The organism is Methylobacterium sp. DB0501, assembly GCF_011043735.1.
Classification (GTDB): Bacteria; Pseudomonadota; Alphaproteobacteria; order Rhizobiales; family Beijerinckiaceae; genus Methylobacterium; species Methylobacterium alsaeris.
The window spans coordinates 317,359-336,515 of sequence record NZ_JAAKGV010000003.1; the positions used below are offsets into that span (position 1 = coordinate 317,359).

Annotated in this window: 14 protein-coding genes and 1 pseudogene; 10 read left to right on the top strand and 5 right to left on the bottom strand. The window is 72.7% G+C overall.

Going from position 1 to position 19,157, the window contains the following annotated elements; genetic code table 11:
• Positions 1 to 175: 175 nt before the first annotated feature.
• On the top strand, positions 176 to 643 hold the full coding sequence (locus tag G4G93_RS07080; protein ID WP_165082603.1) for a hypothetical protein: 468 nt from the start codon (positions 176 to 178) through the stop codon (positions 641 to 643).
• 105 nt (positions 644 to 748) lie between these two features.
• On the opposite strand, the gene G4G93_RS07085 is transcribed toward G4G93_RS07080, so the two are convergent.
• Positions 749 to 1,909 carry a putative zinc-binding metallopeptidase gene (locus G4G93_RS07085; RefSeq protein WP_165082605.1) on the bottom strand — a complete coding sequence of 387 codons (1,161 nt, stop codon included), beginning with the start codon at positions 1,907 to 1,909 and terminating at the stop codon, positions 749 to 751.
• Positions 1,910 to 2,187: 278 nt separating this feature from the next.
• Between G4G93_RS07085 and G4G93_RS07090 the strand changes: the two genes are divergently transcribed.
• The 4 genes from G4G93_RS07090 (at position 2,188) to G4G93_RS07105 (ending at position 9,938) form a co-directional block, all read left to right on the top strand.
• Positions 2,188 to 5,439, top strand: a complete 3,252-nt coding sequence (locus tag G4G93_RS07090) for a DUF2126 domain-containing protein (protein ID WP_165082607.1) — start codon at positions 2,188 to 2,190, stop codon at positions 5,437 to 5,439.
• Between the two features lie 11 nt (positions 5,440 to 5,450).
• The gene (locus G4G93_RS07095) at positions 5,451 to 8,009 is read left to right on the top strand and encodes a circularly permuted type 2 ATP-grasp protein (protein ID WP_165082609.1); all 2,559 of its coding nucleotides are present in this window, start codon (positions 5,451 to 5,453) and stop codon (positions 8,007 to 8,009) included.
• Between the two features lie 14 nt (positions 8,010 to 8,023).
• Complete coding sequence (locus tag G4G93_RS07100; RefSeq protein ID WP_165082611.1) at positions 8,024 to 8,923, top strand: transglutaminase N-terminal domain-containing protein; 900 nt, start codon at positions 8,024 to 8,026, stop codon at positions 8,921 to 8,923.
• Between the two features lie 739 nt (positions 8,924 to 9,662).
• Positions 9,663 to 9,938 (top strand): hypothetical protein, encoded by a 276-nt coding sequence (locus G4G93_RS07105; RefSeq protein WP_165082613.1) that lies wholly within the window; start codon positions 9,663 to 9,665, stop codon positions 9,936 to 9,938.
• 201 nt (positions 9,939 to 10,139) lie between these two features.
• Here the strand turns inward: G4G93_RS07105 and xth are convergent, their stop codons facing one another.
• The gene (gene xth, locus G4G93_RS07110) at positions 10,140 to 10,931 is read right to left on the bottom strand and encodes an exodeoxyribonuclease III (protein ID WP_165082710.1); all 792 of its coding nucleotides are present in this window, start codon (positions 10,929 to 10,931) and stop codon (positions 10,140 to 10,142) included.
• A 104-nt stretch (positions 10,932 to 11,035) separates the two neighbouring features.
• Between xth and G4G93_RS07115 the strand changes: the two genes are divergently transcribed.
• The 5 genes and pseudogenes from G4G93_RS07115 (at position 11,036) to G4G93_RS07135 (ending at position 16,222) form a co-directional block, all read left to right on the top strand.
• Positions 11,036 to 11,701 carry a hypothetical protein gene (locus tag G4G93_RS07115; RefSeq protein ID WP_165082713.1) on the top strand — a complete coding sequence of 222 codons (666 nt, stop codon included), beginning with the start codon at positions 11,036 to 11,038 and terminating at the stop codon, positions 11,699 to 11,701.
• A 112-nt stretch (positions 11,702 to 11,813) separates the two neighbouring features.
• Positions 11,814 to 13,140: pseudogene (locus G4G93_RS07120) on the top strand (homoserine dehydrogenase).
• A gap of 167 nt (positions 13,141 to 13,307) precedes the next feature.
• Complete coding sequence (glpX, locus tag G4G93_RS07125; protein ID WP_165082615.1) at positions 13,308 to 14,306, top strand: class II fructose-bisphosphatase; 999 nt, start codon at positions 13,308 to 13,310, stop codon at positions 14,304 to 14,306.
• A 105-nt stretch (positions 14,307 to 14,411) separates the two neighbouring features.
• The gene (locus G4G93_RS07130) at positions 14,412 to 14,858 is read left to right on the top strand and encodes a GNAT family N-acetyltransferase (protein ID WP_165082617.1); all 447 of its coding nucleotides are present in this window, start codon (positions 14,412 to 14,414) and stop codon (positions 14,856 to 14,858) included.
• A gap of 470 nt (positions 14,859 to 15,328) precedes the next feature.
• Positions 15,329 to 16,222 (top strand): LysR family transcriptional regulator, encoded by an 894-nt coding sequence (locus tag G4G93_RS07135; RefSeq protein WP_165082619.1) that lies wholly within the window; start codon positions 15,329 to 15,331, stop codon positions 16,220 to 16,222.
• Positions 16,223 to 16,369: 147 nt separating this feature from the next.
• Here the strand turns inward: G4G93_RS07135 and G4G93_RS07140 are convergent, their stop codons facing one another.
• The 3 genes from G4G93_RS07140 to purE all read right to left on the bottom strand — a co-directional run bounded on the left by G4G93_RS07140 (position 16,370) and on the right by purE (position 19,134).
• The gene (locus tag G4G93_RS07140) at positions 16,370 to 17,251 is read right to left on the bottom strand and encodes a tetratricopeptide repeat protein (RefSeq protein WP_165082621.1); all 882 of its coding nucleotides are present in this window, start codon (positions 17,249 to 17,251) and stop codon (positions 16,370 to 16,372) included.
• A gap of 243 nt (positions 17,252 to 17,494) precedes the next feature.
• Positions 17,495 to 18,640, bottom strand: a complete 1,146-nt coding sequence (locus G4G93_RS07145) for a 5-(carboxyamino)imidazole ribonucleotide synthase (RefSeq protein WP_165082623.1) — start codon at positions 18,638 to 18,640, stop codon at positions 17,495 to 17,497.
• Positions 18,637 to 19,134 (bottom strand): 5-(carboxyamino)imidazole ribonucleotide mutase, encoded by a 498-nt coding sequence (purE, locus tag G4G93_RS07150; protein WP_165082625.1) that lies wholly within the window; start codon positions 19,132 to 19,134, stop codon positions 18,637 to 18,639. Before purE ends, G4G93_RS07145 begins: the two co-directional genes overlap by 4 nt.
• Positions 19,135 to 19,157: the final 23 nt, after the last annotated feature.

A 19,157-nucleotide genomic window follows, 5' to 3' on the forward strand; every position in this document is an offset into this window, starting at 1 on the left:
GAGAGATGCCGTCCGGCGAGTGGCCTTCATCTGAAGTGCCTTTGTGCCCGCGGTGAGGCAGGCAGGTCCGGCCCGCCGGGACCGGGACGCGCGATTCGACTTGCCGGCAGGCGGATTTTTCAGAGTCTGTTCATGCGGCGGCAGCCTGCCGGCGATCGGATCGAGGAAGAGGGCGATGCGGGGCTGGCCGATCGTGCGGACGATCCTGTGCGTGATCGGCGCGGCGACGGTCGTGGTCGGGGCCGGTCTTGCGGCCTGCATCGCCGGACTGGCCGGCCTCCTGCCGCCCTCGGGCGACGTGCAGCGCCACGTGTATCCGTCTCCCGATGCGACGATGAACGCGGTCGTGGCGACGCGGGTCTGCGGTGGCGCGATCTCGCCCTACCGCACGTCGAGCGTCGCCGTGGTCCGGGGCGGTCCGGACGCCTCCGAAGACCCGGACGCCGCCGACGACGTGTTCGTCGGCGATTGCTCGGCCCTTCCCGACGGCGATCGGCCGGACGCGCCGGCCTCGCCGCCGGCGGTCTGGCGCGACGCGGCGACCCTGCAGGTCCGCATCAGGGCCGACGGAACGTCGATCAGGATGCGGGATCGCGATCGCACCGGCCGCATCAAGGTCGTGTTCGTCTTCGCGACGCCGTGACGGGGGCACGGGGCCAGCCCGCCCTCCCATCCCGGGATCAGGCGGGAGGGTGGAACGGGCCGAACCCGTCTCGCTCTCCGACGGGCAATTCGCTCGACGATGTCCTCACGTCGACCGCGGCGCCGCCACCGGGTGGCGCAGGCCCGCGATCACCGCCCGCAGCGTCCCGGCCTCGGCCTCCGGCGCGTCGGTGCGGGCATAGATGCGGTCGTGCACGAAGGAGAGCTTCCCGATCACCGCCGGCGTCATCCGGAACGGGTACAGGTCGGGCTGGCCCATGCTGCGGTTGAGCGAGTTCATCGCGAAGGTCAGCGGCAGCCACGCCTCGATCAGCCGGCCGAAATCCGGGCTGCGATAGGGGTCGAAATCGACCTTGGCCGAGAGCGTGATCGGCGCGTGGAGCGCGGGGCCCGCCTGGAGCTTGGGCTGCACCCGGACGCCGAACTGGCTCGCGGTCTCGAGCGTGTCGACGATGTGCATGTAGTGGGCCCAGGTCTCGGCGAAGTCCTCCCACGGATGGGAGGTGGCGTAGGCCGACACGAAGGTCTCCTGCCAGCCCTCGTCCGGTCCGTGGGCGTAGTGGCGCTGGAGGGCGGCGCCGTAATCGGCCCGCTCGTCGCCGAACACCGTCCGGAACGCGTCGAGGCAGGGATCGGCCCGGACCAGCACGTTCCAGAAATAATGCCCGATCTCGTGGCGAAAATGCCCGAGAAGCGTGCGGTAATGCTCGCCGAACTGGGTGCGCCGGCGCTCGCGCTCGACGTCGTCGGCCTCGGCGATGTTGAGGGTGATGAGGCCGTTATCGTGCCCGGTGAGCACCGGCGGGCCGATCAGGTAGGATTCGGCCGGGTCGACCAGGAAGTCGAAGGCGATGCCGGCCGGGTCCTCGCGCCGGGAGACGAGCGGCAGGCGCAGGCGCAGCATGGCGTAGAACAGCCGGCGCTTGGCCGCCTCGACCTCGCGCCAGCGGGTCCGGTTCCAGAGGATCGACAGGTCCGGCACCACCCGGTTGTGGCGGCAGGCGAGGCAGTAGGCCTCGGGCGCGCCCGCCGGCACCAGCCAGTTGCAGCCGCCGGACTCGCGGTTGGCGCAGGGGCGATACGTGCGGCGCGGATCGGCGAGGCCGCGCCAGTGCGAACCGGCCGGCAGAACCGCCGTCATGTCGGCGAGGTCGGGGTCGTAGCCGAGGCGGCACGCGCAGCTCTCGCAGGCATCGGACTCGAAATGGGCCGGCTGCGCGCAGGCTTGGCACTGGAAGATCTTCATCGCGGCGTCCGGGCAGGCGCCCGGGGCGGAAGCGGGACCTGCCTGCACCAAGGGGCGATACCCGCCCGCGGTTCCCTCGGCAGCGGCACGGGACTTGCCTAATTTTATTTCGCCCGGCCACCCGGGACGGGCCGCATGGTGACGCAAAGGCACACGATGCGGGCTCGAGTCGTCGACGTCCCGGCTGACGCCGGCCCGGCCAAGGTGTAGAACCGCATCGACCGCACGAGAGGCCGGCGGGCTCACCCCTGAAACGCAGCAGAAGGTTCGGAGTCGTCGTGTCGATCAAGGCCGCCTTGCACCACGTCACGTCCTACACCTACGACCGGCCGATCGCCCTCGGGCCGCAGGTGATCCGCCTACGCCCGGCGCCGCATACCCGTACCCGGATCGAGAGTTACGCCCTCAAGGTCACGCCCGCCAACCACTTCGTGAACTGGCAGCAGGATCCCAACGGCAACTGGCTCGCCCGGCTGGTCTTTCCCGAGAAGACGACGCAGTTCCGGATCGAGGTCGATCTCGTCGCCGACATGTCGGTGATCAACCCGTTCGACTTCTTCGTCGAGGATTACGCCCAGACCCGGCCCTTCGCCTATCCGGACGACCTGAAGGCCGAGCTTGCTCCCTACCTCGCCGTCGAGGACGGGGGATCGGAGATCGAGGCCCTGATGGCCCGGCTGCCGGCCGAGCCGAGCACCGTGCAGTTCCTGGTGGCGCTGAACGCCCTCGTGCGGGACACGGTGAATTACGTCGTGCGGATGGAGCCGGGGGTGCAGACCCCGGCGGAGACGCTCCGGAAGGGCAGCGGCTCGTGCCGCGACTCGGCCTGGCTGCTGGTCCAGGTGCTGCGGCGCTTGGGGCTCGCCGCCCGCTTCGTCTCCGGCTACCTGCTCCAGCTCGTCCCCGACACCACCGCGGTGGACGGGCCGGCCGGCACCACCACCGACTTCACCGACCTCCACGCCTGGGCCGAGGTCTATGTGCCGGGCGCCGGCTGGATCGGGCTCGACGCCACCTCGGGGCTGCTGTGCGGCGAGGGCCACATCCCCCTCGCGGCGACCCCGCATTACCGGTCGGCGGCGCCGATCTCCGGCCTCGCCGAACCGGCCGAGGTCACGTTCGACTTCTCCATGCAGGTCACCCGGGTCGCCGAGGCGCCCCGCGTCACGAAGCCGTTCTCGGACGAGGCCTGGGGGGCGCTCGACGCGCTGGGCGAGCGCATCGACCGCGACCTCGCCGAGCAGGACGTGCGCCTGACCATGGGCGGCGAGCCGACCTTCGTGTCGGTCGACGATTTCGAATCGCCCGAATGGAACGCCGCCGCGGTCGGGCCGACCAAGCGCGGGCTGGCCGACCAGCTGATCCGCCGCCTGCGCGAGCGCTTCGGCCCCGGCGGCTTCCTGCATTACGGCCAGGGCAAGTGGTATCCGGGCGAGAGCCTGCCGCGCTGGGCCTTCGGCCTCTACTGGCGCAAGGACGGCGAGCCGGTCTGGCGCGATCCCGCCCTCGTCGCCTCCGAGACCGGCCCGCGCGACGCCGGGATCGCGGAAGCCGAGGCGCTGATGCGCGGCCTCGCCCGGCGGCTCGATCTGGAGCCCTACATCCAGCCGCTCTTCGAGGATCCCGAACATTGGGAGCGCAAGGCGGCGGAGCTGCCGGTCAACGTCACGCCGCTCGACCCGAAGGTCGGCGATGCGGAATCCCAGGCGCGCATGGTGCGGGTCTTCACCCGCGGGCTCGACAAGGCGACCGGCTACGTGCTGCCTCTCGCCAACGTCGCGGTCGGCCCGGCCCGGCAGTGGGTGTCCGAGCCGTGGACGCTCAAGCGCGGCGCGATCTACCTCGTGCCCGGCGATTCGCCGGCGGGCTTCCGCCTGCCGCTCGCCTCGCTGCCCTACGTGCCGCCGAACTCCTATCCCTACTACGTGCCGCAGGACCCGCTGGAGCAGCGTGGCCCCCTCGCCCCCGGTGCCGCCAAGGCGCCACAGCGCAAGCCCGCCCCGGCCGGCATCGCGGTGCGCACGGCGCTCGCCGTCGAGCCGCGGGACGGGGTGCTGTGCGTGTTCATGCCGCCGATCGAGCGGGTGGACGAGTATCTGGAGCTGCTCGGCCTCCTGGAGGCGGCGGCGGCCGAGATCGGCCAGCCGCTCCACATCGAGGGCTACGAGCCGCCCTACGATCCGCGCCTGTCGGTGGTCAAGGTCACGCCCGATCCCGGCGTGATCGAGGTCAACGTCCAACCGGCCAAGACCTGGCGCGAGGCGGTCGAGATCACCACCGGCCTCTATGCCGATGCCCGCCAGACCCGGCTCGGCGCGCAGAAATTCATGATCGACGGGCGCCATACCGGGACGGGGGGCGGCAACCACGTCGTGCTTGGCGGCGCGACCCCGGCGGATTCGCCGTTCCTGCGCCGGCCCGACCTTCTCAAGAGCCTGGTGCTGTACTGGCAGCGCCACCCGTCCCTGTCCTACCTGTTCTCGGGGCTCTATGTCGGCCCGACCAGCCAGGCGCCGCGGATGGACGAGGCGCGCCACGACGGGCTCTACGAGCTCGAAATCGCGCTCGCTCAGGTGCCGCCTCCCGGCGGGCCGGACGTGCCGCTCTGGCTCGTCGACCGGCTCTTCCGCAACATCCTCACCGACGTGACCGGCAACACCCACCGGTCCGAGATCTGCATCGACAAGCTCTACTCGCCGGACGGCCCGACCGGGCGGCTCGGCCTGCTCGAATTCCGTTCGTTCGAGATGCCGCCGGAGGCGCGGATGAGCCTCGCCCAGCAGGTGCTCCTGCGCGGCCTCGTCGCGTGGCTGTGGCGCGAGCCGCAGGAGGGCGGGTTCGTGCGGTGGGGCACGACGCTCCACGACCGCTTCATGCTGCCCCACTTCCTGTGGGAGGACTTCTCCGCGGTCCTCGGCGACCTCGGCCGCGCCGGCTACGCCTTCGATCCGGCCTGGTACGAGGCGCAGGCCGAGTTCCGCTTCCCGCGCTACGGCGAGGTCGAGCGCGGCGGCGTGAAGCTGGAGCTGCGCCAGGCCCTCGAACCCTGGCACGTGCTCGGCGAGGAGGGCGCGATCGGCGGGACGGTGCGCTACGTCGATTCCTCGGTCGAGCGGCTGCAGGTCAAGGTGTCGGGCTACGTGCCGAGCCGGCACGTCGTCACCTGCAACGGGCGGCGCCTGCCGATGACCGATACCGGCCGATCGGGCGAGGCGGTGGCGGGCCTGCGCTTCAAGGCGTGGCAGCCGGCCTCGGCCCTGCATCCGACCCTGCCGGTCCACGCGCCGCTCACCTTCGACGTGCTCGATACCTGGAGCGGACGGTCGCTCGGCGGCTGCGTCTACCACGTCGCCCACCCGGGCGGGCGCAACTACGAGACCTTCCCGATCAACACCTACGAGGCGGAGGGGCGGCGCCTCGCCCGCTTCCAGGAGCACGGCCATACCCCGGGCCGGGTGAGCCCGCCGCCGGACGAGCTCCGGCGCGAGTTCCCCCTGACCCTCGACCTGCGCACGCCCGCTCCCCGGTGAACGGGGCCCCGATGAGCGAGGCCCCGATCGCGGAAGCGACCACCGGCGCGGGGCCGGCCGGGGTCGAGGTCGTGCGGCCCGGCGAATCGCGGGCCGAGGGTCCGGAGGAGCGGCTGGCGCGCTGGACCGCGGGATACGCCCCGCTGCCCGGCCTGCCGGACGAACTGGTCTGCGCGGATGGCGCCCTGCGGCCGGCCTGGGACAAATTCCTGCGCCGCCTCGCCGGACTGCCGGACGGCGAGATCGCCGCCCGCCTCGCCGCGGCCGGGCGGCACATCCACGATACCGGCATCGCCTACCGGGCCTATGGCGAGACGACCGAGCGCGACTGGCCGATCGGCGCCCTGCCGCTCCTCATCGAGGGAGCGGAGTGGCAGGCGATCGCCGCCGGGGTGGCGCAGCGCGCCGAATTGCTGGAAGCCGTGCTGTCCGACCTCTACGGCGACGGCGCGCTCGCCCGCGCCGGCCTGCTGCCGGCGGCCGCCGCCGCGGGCGATCCGGAATTCCTGCGCCCCCTGGTCGGCGTCGCCCCCCCGGGCGGGCGCCACATGCACACCTACGCCGCCGACCTCGCCCGCGGGCCGGACGGCGCCTGGCGGGTGCTGGCCGACCGGACCCAGGCGCCGTCGGGGGCCGGCTACGCCCTCGAGAACCGCCTGGTCATGGCCCGGGCCCTGCCGGAGGTCTACGGCGCCCTCGACGTCGAGCGGATCGCCTCGTTCTTCCAGGCGTTTCGCGACGGCCTCGCCGCCACGGCGACCCGCGACGAGCCGCGCATCGGCCTGATGAGTTCGGGCCCCTACAGCGACACTTACGTCGAGCAGGCGGTGCTCGCCCGCTATCTCGGCTTCGCCCTGGTCGAGGGCGACGACCTGCTCGTCCGCGACGGCATGGTGTCGATCCGCACGGTCGCCGGTCTCAAGCGGGTCGACGTGCTGTGGCGGCGCATCGACGGCGACTTCGTCGATCCCCTCGAACTCAACCCCGCCTCGCGGCTCGGGGCCCCGGGCCTCGTCGAGGCCCTGCGGGCCGGCGCCGTCGCGATGGGCAACATGCCCGGCACCGGCCTCGTCGAGAGCGCCTGGCTCGCCGCCTCGCTGCCGGCCCTGTGCGAGCGGCTGCTCGGCGAAGCCTTGCGCCTGCCCGGCCTGCCGACCTGGTGGTGCGGTGACCCCGCGCAGCGCGACGCCGTGCTGGAGCGGTTCGATGCGCTCGCCTTCCGCCCGGCCGCGGCGCCGGCGCAGGGCGCCTTCACCAGCCGGGCCTTCGGCGAGGGCCGCGACGAGGCCGAGACCGAGCGCCTGCGCGGCGTCCTGCGCGACCGGCCGGGCGACCTCGTCGCCCACGAGCCGGTCCGGCTCTCCACCGCCCCGGTCTGGAACGGCACGCGGCTGGTGCCCCGCCCCTTCGTGCTGCGGGTCTTCGCCGCCGCGACGCCGGAAGGCTGGCGGGTGATGCCCGGCGGCTTCTGCCGCATCTCTGAGACGCCGGACGTGCGCCCGGTGGCGATGGGGGTGGGCGTGCGCGCCGCCGACGTCTGGGTGCTGTCCTCCGGCTCTACCGAAGCGCAGGCGAGCCTCCTGCCGCCGAGCGACCGAGTCCCGGTGCGCCGGGTGCCCGGCCTGCTGCCGAGCCGGGCCGCCGACAACCTGTTCTGGCTCGGCCGCCACCTGGAGCGGGCCGAGGCGGTGATCCGCCTCACCGCCTGCCTGCTCGACGGGGCCGGCAGCGTCTCGACCGCCGAGGAGGACCGCGCCACCTCGGCCCGCATCCGCACCCTGCTCCATACTTGGGGCGCCGTGCCGTCCATCGAGGGCACGGCGGCGGATCTCGCCCACCACGCCCTCTCGGATGGCGGGCAATGGGGCTCGGGCCTCAGCCACGCCCTCTCGGCCCGGCGCAACGCCGCGTCGTTGCGCGAGCGCCTGTCGGGCGAGACCTGGCGGGCACTCTCGGCCCTGCACGGCGCCCTGGAGGCGCCGGCGGACGCCACGGATTCCGAGGCAGCCCTCCTCGACCGGGCCGAGCGCGCCCTGTCGCTCACCGCGTCGCTGGCCGGCCTCGCCCAGGAGAACATGAACCGGGCCGGCGGCTTCGCCTTCGTCGACATGGGCCGGCGGGTCGAGCGGGCGGTCAATGCCTGCCGCTTCGCCCTCGATTTCGGGGCCGCGGGGGCGAGCACCGACGATCTCGGGGTGCTTCTCGATCTGGTCGATTCCCGCATCTCGTACGGCGCGCGCTACATCCTCGGCGTGGCGCTGGCGCCGGTGCGCGACATGGTGCTGCTCGATCCCTACAACCCGCGCTCGGTCGCCTTCCAGATCGAGCGGTTGGCCGAGCGCCTGGCCGGCCTGCCGTCCTTGCGCCAGGACGGAGTAACGGAGGCGCCGGCCCGCCTCGTGGCCGGTCTGAGGGGCGAGATCGCCGGGGCGGAGGCCGCCACCCTGCCGCTCGACACCGTGGCGGCCTGGGAGCGGCGCCTGTGGGAGATCGCCGACGCGATCGGTGCGCGCTACTTCCCCGGTGGGTCCGACGCGGCCCGGCCCGAAACCCTCGTCACGCTGGCCTGAGCCCCCATAAGAAAATGCTCTACCGCCTGCGCCACCTGACGGCCTACGCCTATCGCAACCCGGTCGGCTTCGCCCGCTGCTCGCTGCGCCTCGCGCCGGCGGCGGGGGAGGGGCAGGTGCCGCTCTCGCACGAGGTGGTGGTCGAGCCCGCGCCCCGCGCCGCGACCGAGCGCGACGACTTCTTCGGCAACCGCACGGTGTCGCTCACCGTCGAGACGCCGCATCGGGACTTCCGGATCGACGCGCGCTCCCGCGTCCGGGTCGAGCGGCCGCCCTTGCCCGATCCCGCGACCGGGCCGGCCTGGGAGGAGGTGCGGACGCGGGTCCTCGTCGGCGGGAGCCTCGGCCCGGACGCCCCCTTGCATTTCTGCGCCCCGAGCCGCCGCGTGCCGCTGCTGCCCGAGGTCACCGACTATGCCCGGCCGAGCTTTCCCGCCGGCGGCGGCGCTTATGCCGGCGCCTTCGACCTGATGCGCCGCATCCGGTCCGATTTCGCCTTCGATGCCGCGGCGACCGAGGTCGGCACGCCGCTGGCGCAGGCCTTCGCCGGCCGGCGCGGCGTTTGCCAGGACTTCTCGCACATCATGATCGCGGCCCTGCGCGGCCTCGGCCTGCCGGCGGCCTATGTCAGCGGCTACCTGCGTACCCTGCCGCCGCCGGGCCAGCCCCGCCTGGAGGGGGCCGATGCCAGCCATGCCTGGGTGGCTTTCTGGTGCGGGGAGGGGTGGGTCGGCCTCGATCCGACCAACGGCATCGGCGTGCAGGACGACCACATCGTCGTCGCCCGCGGCCGCGACTACGCCGACGTGGCGCCGGTCGCCGGCATCATCGCCGGGTCGGGCGCGCAGAGCCTGCGCGTCGCGGTCGACGTGGTGCCGGAGGAGGAGGCCACCTGCAACGGCGAGGCGGCCTGAACGGGAAGGGCGGGCCGGGCCGATGCGCTGAACGCCGAGGAGAGATGTCCCGGCCCGCGGGAGCGACACCAGCCGAGTGCCGTCGATCGGACGGGACAGGGCCGGCGTGGCCAAGGCGGACATTGGGCCGGTTTCCGGGGGGCGTCCTCAACTTGGATCAATCACCGGCGATTTAGGCGGAAGGGCCGGGGGACCTCTGCGGCAGCGTCCGGTGCGGGCGGGGATCGACTACGGCCGGGCTTGCCGTCGGGCCGGCTGTCGGCGGCTCGCGGCGCCGTGGTCCGGTCCGGCGTCGTCCTCCGGAGGCGCCGGGGCCGTCGAGGCGAAGGGGCTCGTCCGGGAAACGGTGCGTCGCCGGCCTCGCCTTGATCGATATCCGCTTGCCGCGGCAGTCAAGCCCGACCTCACTTCGGCTTTCCTGCCCGGGCTCGCTCGCGCCGGTTGCGCTGCCGCCGGCATGCTCGCCGGTGGGACCGGTGCCGAGGCTGCTGCGGCCGGCGCCCTGGTTGCCCTCTGCCCAGCGGACTTGTGTCGGCAGGCCAACGCGTCGTCCGCTGAGTTTCTTGTTCTGTCGCAGATCTTTGTCGCGAAACCGGCGACCACATTCGCGAAATCCGCTTAGCTGAGGCCGGGCCGGCCGCCGTGCCACGGGCCGCCGGTGGTCCCGCCGATGGCGGCGGCCGGTGGTCCGGGGATCCAGCAATCCAGAACCAAGCTAGCGCCGCCCCGTTGCCCCGGCATGGATCTCACGCTCCAGCCCGTGCGCGTCAGGACCGGGAGCGAGGACGAGCAGGGCCTGCTCGTCTTCGCCGACGGCATCCTCTCGGCCGTGCTTGTCTGCCTCTCCGACGCCCATGGCGACGATGCCGGGCTGTGGTTCCTCGAGGCCGGGTTCGGCACCCTGGCCTCGCCGCAGCCGGGCAAGTTCGCCGACCTCGACGCCGCCCAGGCCTGGATCGCCGGACGCCTCGCGCCGACGCTCACCTCGAATCGCCTTCCGCCCCGCCCGCCGTGAGGATGCCGAGCGCGTCGCCGACACGACCGGCCTGTCGCACGTCCACGCCATCCGCGTCCTGCGGCTGATGCGGCTCGTCGAGCCCGGCAGCGAGCGGATCGATTTCCTCACCCTCGCCGGTCCGAGGCCATCGCCGAGTTCCAGGCCGGTTACCCGCGCCCCGCGGAGGGCGACCGGCCGTGCCGGGCGGGCTGAGGAGCGTCAGCCGACATCCAGCTCCACCGTCACCGGCACGTGGTCGGAGGGTTTTTCGAGGCCGCGCAGGTGCTTCTGCACCGAGGCCGAGACCAGGCGGTCGAGGGCCTGCGGCGAGAGCAGCAGATGGTCGATCCGGATGCCCTGGTTGCGCGGCCAGCAGCCGGCCTGGTAGTCCCAGAAGCTGTAGACGCCGGGCCTGCCGTCGCAGGCGCGCAAGGCATCGGTGAAGCCCTCGTTGAGGAGCGTGCGGAACGCCGCCCGGGTCTGGGGCAGGAACAGCGCGTCGCCGGTCCAGGCCGCCGGGTCGGCCGCGTCCTCGGGCTCGGGGATCACGTTGTAGTCGCCGGCGAGCACCAGCACCTCCTCGCGCTCCCGCAAGCCCACGGCATGGGCCTGGAGGCGGCGCATGAAGGCGAGCTTGTAGTCGTATTTCGGCGTGCCGACGGGATTGCCGTTCGGCAGGTAGATCGAGGCGACCCGCACGGTGGCGGCCGCGGTCGGGATCACCGCCTCGATATAGCGCGCCTGCTCGTCGCTCGCGTCGCCCGGCAGGCCGCGGCGGATCTCCTGCAGGGGCAGCGGCCGGCGGGCCAGCAGCGCGACGCCGTTGAACGCCTTCTGGCCGTGGGTCGCCACGACGTAGCCGGCCTCCTCGATCTCGGTGCGGGGAAACGCGTCGTCGACGCATTTCAGCTCCTGGAGGCAGACCACGTCCGGCTGCGCCTCGGCCAGGAAGCCGAGGAGATGCGGCAGACGCTGCTTGACCGAGTTGACGTTCCAGGTGGTGATCCGCATCGCGTCCCGCGCCGCTCGCAACCAAGCTCTCGCCGATGGCCCCGTCATCGGGGTTTCGCGTCGCGCTGGCAAGCCGGCGCGCGGCGGTGGCCTGGGGACCGGATATGGCGGAATGGTGGGAGCCCGTGCGCGATTATTGCGAGCGCACCGGGCCGGAGCCGTGGGCCGAGCCGCTGAACGCGGTCTCGAACGGCGCCTTCGTGGTCGCGGCGATCCTGCTGCTCGGGCGCGGGCGGGCGCCGGACCGGATCGCCGACGGCTTCGCCTGGCTGATCGGCGCGATCGGCATCGGCAGCGCGCTGTTCCACACGCTCGCGGTGCAGTGGGCGATGCTCGCCGACGTGATCCCGATCGCCCTGTTCATCCACGCCTACTTCTTCCTCGCCCTGCGGCGCTTCCTCGGATTCGGGGCGCTCGCGGCGCTCGCCGGCACGCTCGCCTTCGCGGTCGCCGCCGCCGTCTTTGAGCCGGCCCTGTCGCTCCTCGCCGGGCGGCCGCTCGGCCCCCTCGGCAACGGCTCGATCGCCTACGCGCCCGCGGCGTTGGCGCTGTTCGGCGTCGGCGCGGCCGCGCGGCGTTTCGGCAACCGGGCCGGCGGGGCGCTGATCGGCATCGGCGCGCTGTTCCTCGCCTCGCTCGCCGCCCGCACCCTGGACGCCGCCCTCTGCCCCCTCGTGCCCATCGGCACGCACTGGCTCTGGCACCTGCTGAATGCCTGGGTGCTCTACGGCCTGGTGCGGGCGGCGCGGCGCGCCGAACCTGCCGCCTGACGTCGAAGGACGCGCCTTCCTTGCACGGGTCCGGAAACCGTTGCAGAAGGACGCCGCTGCGCGGCCGCCACGGTTGCGGCTCTCGCGCGCCTGCCTGCCCGGATTGCTCGCCATGACTCAAGCCCTCCGCCTCGGCATCGCCGGTCTCGGCACCGTCGGAGCCTCCGTCGTCCGCATGGTCGCGCGCCGCGCCGAGGCGATCGGCGCCACCGCCGGGCGGCCGGTCACCGTCACCGCCGTCGCCGCCCGCGACCGCGCGCGCGACCGGGGCCTCGATCTGACCGGCGTGACCTGGTTCGACGATCCAGTGGCGCTCGCCCGCTCCGGGGACGTCGATTGCGTGGTCGAGCTGATCGGCGGCGCGGAGGGGAAGGCCCGGGAGACCGTCGAGGCGGCGCTCGCATCGGGCAAGCACGTCGTTACCGCCAACAAGGCGCTGCTCGCCCGCCACGGCCCGGCGCTCGCCCGGGCGGCGGAGGGTGCGAACGTCGCGCTCGCCTTCGAGGCCTCGGCGGCCGGCGGCATCCCGGTGGTCAAGGCCCTGCGCGAGGCGCTGACCGGCAACAGGATCTCGCGCGTCTACGGGATCCTCAACGGCACCTGCAACTACATCCTGAGCCGGATGGAACTGGAGGGCCTGACCTTCGAGGCCTGCCTGAAGGACGCCCAGGCTCTGGGCTATGCCGAGGCCGACCCGACCTTCGACGTCGAGGGCTTCGACACCGCCCACAAGCTCGCGATCCTGACCAGCCTCGCCTTCGGCACCGAGCTGGACGCCGAGGGCGTCTCGGTCGAGGGCATCTCGGCGATCACGCCCCTCGACCTGCGCATGGCCGACGAGCTGGGCTACCGGATCAAGCTGCTCGGCGTCGCCGAGGCCACGGCCGCCGGGATCGAGCAGCGGGTCCACCCGACCATGGTGCCGAAATCCTCGGCCATCGCCCAGGTGATGGGCGTGACCAACGCCGTCACCATCGACACCGACGCCCTGCGCGAGCTGACCCTGATCGGCCCCGGCGCCGGCGGCGAGGCCACCGCCTCGGCGGTGGTCGCCGACATCGCCGACGTGGCGGCCGGCCGGCCGGACGCCGCCGGCCTTCGGCCGCCCGGTCGCGGCCCTCACCGCTCCGGCCCGTGCCGAGATGCAGCGCCACGAGGGTGGCTACTACATCCGCCTGACCGTCCACGACCGCCCCGGCGTCGCCGCCGGCGTCGCGACCAAGATGGCCGAGCGCGAGATCTCGCTCGAGAGCATCCTGCAGCACCGCTCCGAGAGCGCCGCGGCGCGCGACCGCCACGGCCGCTCGGGCCTGCCGGTGCCGCTGGTGCTCATCACCTACGCGGCCACCGAGGCGGCGATCCGCGAGAGCCTCGACGCGATGGCGGCGGACGGCCTGCTCTCCGAGCCGCCGCAGCTCATCCGCATCGAGCGCGAGTAAGGGCCGCCGCCGCGAGCGCATCGGCCCGGACGCGGCGACGGATCGTGTCCGGCATCGTCCGCGCCATTCACCGGTCCACGCCCCCTCGATTGACAGAATCCAGTTCAGCGGCGCCGGTTTATCCTTTAAGACCCGGCCTCAAGGACCAGCACGAGGATCATCAACGCATGTCGGACGCCAAGAAGCCGGGACCGAGCCAGGTCATCGAGCGCATCCTGACCCTCGAACTGGTGCGCGTCACCGAGCGGGCGGCGGTGGCGGCGGCCCGCCTGCGCGGACAGGGCAACGAGAAGGCCGCCGACCAGGCCGCCGTCGACGCGATGCGCCGCGAGCTGAACCGCCTGCCGATCGACGGCACCGTCGTCATCGGCGAGGGCGAGCGCGACGAGGCACCGATGCTGTTCATCGGCGAGACCCTCGGCAACGGCTCCGGCCCCAAGGTCGACATCGCCGTCGATCCGCTGGAGGGCACGACGCTGTGCGCCAAGGACATGCCGGGCTCGGTCGCCGTGATGGCGATGGCCGAGGGCGGCACGCTGCTCGCCGCCCCCGACGTCTACATGCACAAGATCGCCATCGGCCCGGGCTACCCGGCCGGCACCGTGCACCTCGACGCCTCGCCTGAGGAGAACATCCACGCGCTGGCCAAGGCCAAGGGCGTGCCGCCGGCGGAGATCACCGCCCTCGTGCTCGACCGGCCGCGTCACACCGACCTGATCGCGGCGATCCGCCGGACCGGTGCCGGCGTGCGCCTGATCTCCGATGGCGACGTCGCCGGCGTGATCTTCACGACGATGCCGGAAGACACCGGCATCGACATCTATCTCGGCATCGGCGCCGCCCCCGAGGGCGTGCTGGCCGCGGGCGCGCTGCGCTGCATCGGCGGCCAGATGCAGGGCCGCCTGATCCTCGACACCGAGGAGAAGCGCGACCGCGCCGCCAAGATGGGCGTCGCCGACCCGAACCGCCTCTACGCCCTCGACGACCTCGCCCGCGGCGACGTGGTGGTGGCGCTGACCGGCGTGACCGACGGGGCGCTCGTCAAGGGCGTGAAGTTCGGCCGCAGCACGATCCGCACCGAGACGGTGGTGTACCGCTCGCATACCGGCACCGTGCGCCGCATCGAGGCCGAGCACCGCGACTTCGACAAGTTCCACCTGAAATAGGACCTTTCGACGGGTGGGCCGCGCCGGGACCATGGCGCGGCCCCCTTGATCCGGGGAGCTTTCCCCGCAACCTTGCGGCGTCTCCGATTCGAGGAATCGCCGGTCATGCCGAGCCCCACCATCCGCCCGCTGCGCCCCGACGAGCGCGCCGTCTGGGACCCGCTCTGGCAGGGCTACCTCGCCTTCTACGGCGCCACCGTCGCGCCCGAAGTCACCGACCTCACCTTCGCCCGCCTGAACGATGCGTCGGAGCCGATGCACGCCCTCGTGGCCGAGCAGGACGGAACCGTGACCGGGCTCGTCCACTACATCTTCCACCGTTCGACCTGGACCGCCGGGCCCTATTGCTACCTCCAGGACCTGTTCACCGCACCCGCCGCCCGCGGGCAGGGGGTCGGCCGGGCGCTGATCGAGGCGGTCTACGCCGCGGCGCGGGAGGCGGGGGCGAGCCGGGTCTACTGGCTGACCCAGGAGGCCAACGTCACGGCGCGGGCGCTCTACGACACGGTAGCGGACCGGCCGGGCTTCATCCAGTACCGGAAGGTGCTGTAACGCCGCCAGCCGGCCAGGATCGTCCGCCTGCCGTGAGGGGGGGAGGCGTCCGCCGTGCCGGGAGCGGGACGCGTTCCTGGCCTATGAGCCACGCCCATCAGCCACGCGTCCGGGTGGGGGCGGATTGGCGCCGCGCGGTCGGCCTCGCTGCCGTGCGTGAGCAGCGTGCCCGCCCGGGTCAGCCCGATATCCTCGAGCGTGCTGTCCGGGAGGTCGCACGCGAGAGCCTTCAGGCACCTCTCCGACCGGGCTTCGCCGGGCCGCACCAGCAATTCCCTCATCCGAGCGCCGAACCGGTCTGCGAACCATGCCGCCATCGCTGCCTCCGTGATCCGAGGCCGACACTGTCGCGCGGTCTTACGGATGAGAGAAGCGAATTGATTTTATGTTATCGTTGAGAAATGCTCACAGGAGCGAGGCGGGTCCGGGTCGCGTCGCGTCCGTCGGGACGAGGAAAGCCGAGGGGGCCGGTGTCGACGCTCAACCCATCCAACCTCGATCTGGATCTCGTTCGCACCTTCGTGACGATCTGTGAGACCGGCAACTTCTCTCGTGCCGCCGAACGGGTCGGCCGGACCCCGTCGGCCGTCAGCCTCCAGGTCAAGCGACTGGAGGACCGTCTGGGACGGGCGCTGTTCCTGAGACTGCCCCGGACCGTCATCCCGACACCCGACGGCGAGGCGTTGTTGAGCCTGGGGCGACGGTTGCTGTCCCTGAACGACGAGGTGGTCGCCTTCTTCGAGGCACCGCCGCTCGAAGGGCGGGTGCGGTTCGGCGCGCCCACCGATTCGGGCCTCTTCGCGCTGCCGGCGATGCTGCGCCGCTTCGCGGTCACGCACCCGCAGGTCGAGGTCGACGTCCGGCTCGAGGCGAGCCGCCTGCTGCAGCAATCCTGCACCGAGGGCAGCCTCGACCTGATCCTCTTCACCGGCATCGCCGCCTCGAGCCGGGATGTCCAGGTCGTCCATGCCGACGATCTCGCCTGGATCGGGCTTAGGGGAGGGCTCGCCGCGGAACGGCGTCCTCTGCCGCTCGCGGTCTGCGACAGCGGGTGTGCATGGCGGGCCATGGCGCTCGATGCCCTCGACCAGGCGGGCATCCCCTATCGCATCGCCTATACGAGCGAGCATTGCCTGGGGCAGATCGCGGCGGTCGAAGCCGACTTGGCCGTCGCGCCGCTTCCCGTCAGTTCGGCGCGCCTACCGTTTCACCGCTTGTCCGACTTGCCGCCCCTCGGGAGCTACGACGTGCTGATGCGGATGCGCGACGGTGCCGGTTCTGCCGCACGTGCCCTGGCCGGGCACGTCGCCGCGAGCTTCAGAGACGTGCCCGCCTTCGGCGCGCGCCTGTTCGCGAATACCTGACCGACGTCCCGCAGGGACTGCTCATGCACCGGAGTCTCGATGCAGACGGTTGGCTCCCGACGCTCGCTCCCATCGATCCGGTCGAGGATATCGGCCCCCGGGCGCGTCGCCGGAGGCCTCGTTCGCGCGGAGCGGTACGTCGCCGCCCTACCGGAACAGCGACGCCATCCCGCCCTGCATCCGTCCCAGGCCCTGCTTGGCGACCGCGTTGCCCTGGTCGATGGCGATGGCGCGCTGGTAGCTCTCCGTCGCCTCCTGGCGGCGGTTGGACTTCTCGTAGGCGAGACCCCGGTAGGCCCAGGAGTCGGCGTCCTTGTTGTTGACGTTCAGCGCCGCGTTGTAGTCCTCGATCGCCTTGTCGTACTGGTTGGTGGCGATCAGGCTCTGGCCGCGGGCGGCGTAGGGGGCGGCCACGAAGGGGTTGCGGTCGATGGCGGCGTCGAAGTCGCCGATCGCCGAGCGGTGCTGCCCCTGCGCCTGCCGCACCAGGCCGCGGGCATGGTAGGCCTCGGCCGATTCCGGCGTCAGGCGGATCGCCTGGCTGAGGTCGCTGTAGGCGGCCTCGTAGTTGCCTTGCGCCCGCTGCAGGTTCGCCCGGCCGATATAGGCGGCGGTGTAGTTCGGGTCGGCGTTGATCGCCTTGGTGAAGTCCTGCAGAGCGGCGTCGTTGCGGCCCGACTGGCGGTAGGCCAGGGCTCGGTTGCCGTAGGCCGAGGCCGAGTTCGGGTCGAGCTGGATCGCCTTGGTGAAGTCGGCGATGGCCGAATCGAAGTTGCCCGCGCGGGCATAGGCCGCGCCGCGGGTGTTGTAGGCCGCCGCGTCGCTCGGGTTGCGCTGGATCACGTCCGACAGCGAGGCGATGTTGACCTCGGTGGCGCCGGACTTGTCGGCCTCGACCACCGCGAATTGTCGCGTCGCGGTCGCACGGCTGACGGTATCGCAGCCGGCGAGCGCCAGCGCGGTCAGCACGGTCGCTCCCAGCACCCGGGCCGCCGGCTTCATGCGGCCCAGTACGATCACGTTGTTCATCGCCCGCTCCCCCGGGGCGGCGCGTCCTGTCGCGCCGCGCACCCTCGCCATCCGCACTCGCGCCCCGCTCGACGGCGGCCCCGATGCCGGACGACCATTCCGGATCGGGGTGAACACCGGCTTAAAGCGATGCGCCCCCGACGCTTGTGCGGTCCGATGTGGCGAAGGTGTGGCCTGCGGGCGCCGCAGGGGCAGGGGAGGCGGCGGCAGGGGACGGGTGTGGCCGCGAGGCCGCACCCGGGGTCAGGCCCCGGTCGCGACCCGGGTGACGTGACCCATCTTGCGGCCGGGCCGCGCCTCGCCCTTGCCGTAGAGGTGGAGGTGGCTGCCCGGCTCGGCGAGGATGCGGGTCCAGCCGTCGGCCTGGTCGCCGATCAGGTTCAGCATCTCGACCGACGGACCGGTCAGGGCCGGGCTGCCGAGCGGCCAGCCGCAGATCGCCCGGACGTGCTGGGCGAATTGCGAGGTCTGCGCGCCCTCGATGGTCCAGTGGCCGGAATTGTGGACCCGCGGCGCGATCTCGTTGACCACCACGCCGGCGCGGCCGTCCGCTCCGCGGACCAGGAACATCTCGACCGCCAGCACCCCGACATAGCCGAGCGCCTCCGCGATGGTGCGGGCGATCGCCATGGCCTCGGCCGCGGTCTCCTCCGCCATGCCGGGGGCCGGCACCACGGTGCGGGCGAGGATGTGGTGGCGGTGCTCGTTGGCGCAGGGCTCGTAGGCGGAGAAGCGCCCCTCCGCGTTGCGGGCGGCGACCACCGAGACCTCCGCCTCGAACGGCACGAAGCCTTCGAGGATGCAGGGCTGGTCGCCGAGCGACGCCATCACGGCGGCGGGGTCGAAGCCCGCGTCGCCGAGATCCTCTTGCCGCAGCATGACCTGGCCCTTGCCGTCATAGCCGAAGCGTCGGGTCTTCAGCACCGCCGGCAGGCCGATCTCGCGCACCGCCCGGTCGAGGCTCGCGGCGTCGTCCACCGCCCGGAACGGCGCCACCGGGATGCCGAGGCCGGCGACGAAGCTCTTCTCGGTCAGCCGGTCCTGCGTGGTGGCCAGCGCCGAGGCGCTGGGGTGCAGCGGCCGGCGCGCCGCCAGGATCTCGGCGGTGGCGCTCGGGATGTTCTCGAACTCGTACGTCACCACGTCGACGGACTCGGCAAAGGCCTGCAGCGCCGCCGCATCGTCGTAAGCGGCGATCGTGCGCCGTCCCGCCACCTCGAAGGCCGGGCTGTCGGGATCCGGGCAGTAGATATGGGCCTTGAGGCCGTACTGCGCCGCCGCGACCGCGATCATGCGGCCGAGCTGGCCGCCGCCGATGATGCCGATGGTCGCGCCGGGCGCGACGGGACCGTTGCCCGCGCCGGGCGTGGATTCGGGGGACTTGCTCACGGGGCGCTCGTATCCGGGTGCTCGGCCACCGCCGCGCTCTGGCGGGCGCGCCAGGCATCGAGCCGTTGGCCCAGGTCGTCGTCGGTCAGGGCGAGGACGGCGGCGGCGAGGAGCGCCGCGTTGACGGCGCCGGCCCGGCCGATGGCGAGCGTCCCGACCGGGATGCCGGCCGGCATCTGCACGATCGACAGGAGGCTGTCCTGGCCCGACAGCGCCTTCGATTCCACCGGCACGCCGAAGACCGGCAGCGGGGTCATGGCGGCGGCCATGCCGGGCAGGTGGGCGGCGCCGCCGGCACCCGCGATCACCACCCGGAACCCTGCGGCCTTCGCGCCCTTGGCGAAGGCAACCAGGCGGTCCGGGGTGCGGTGGGCCGAGACGATGCGGGCCTCGTAGGGGATCCCGAGGGCGTCGAGGGTCTCGGCGGCGTGGCGCATCGTGGCCCAGTCGGACTGGCTGCCCATGATCACCGCGACGGGGGGCGATGCCGCCATCGTCAAGCGCATCCTCTCGCAAA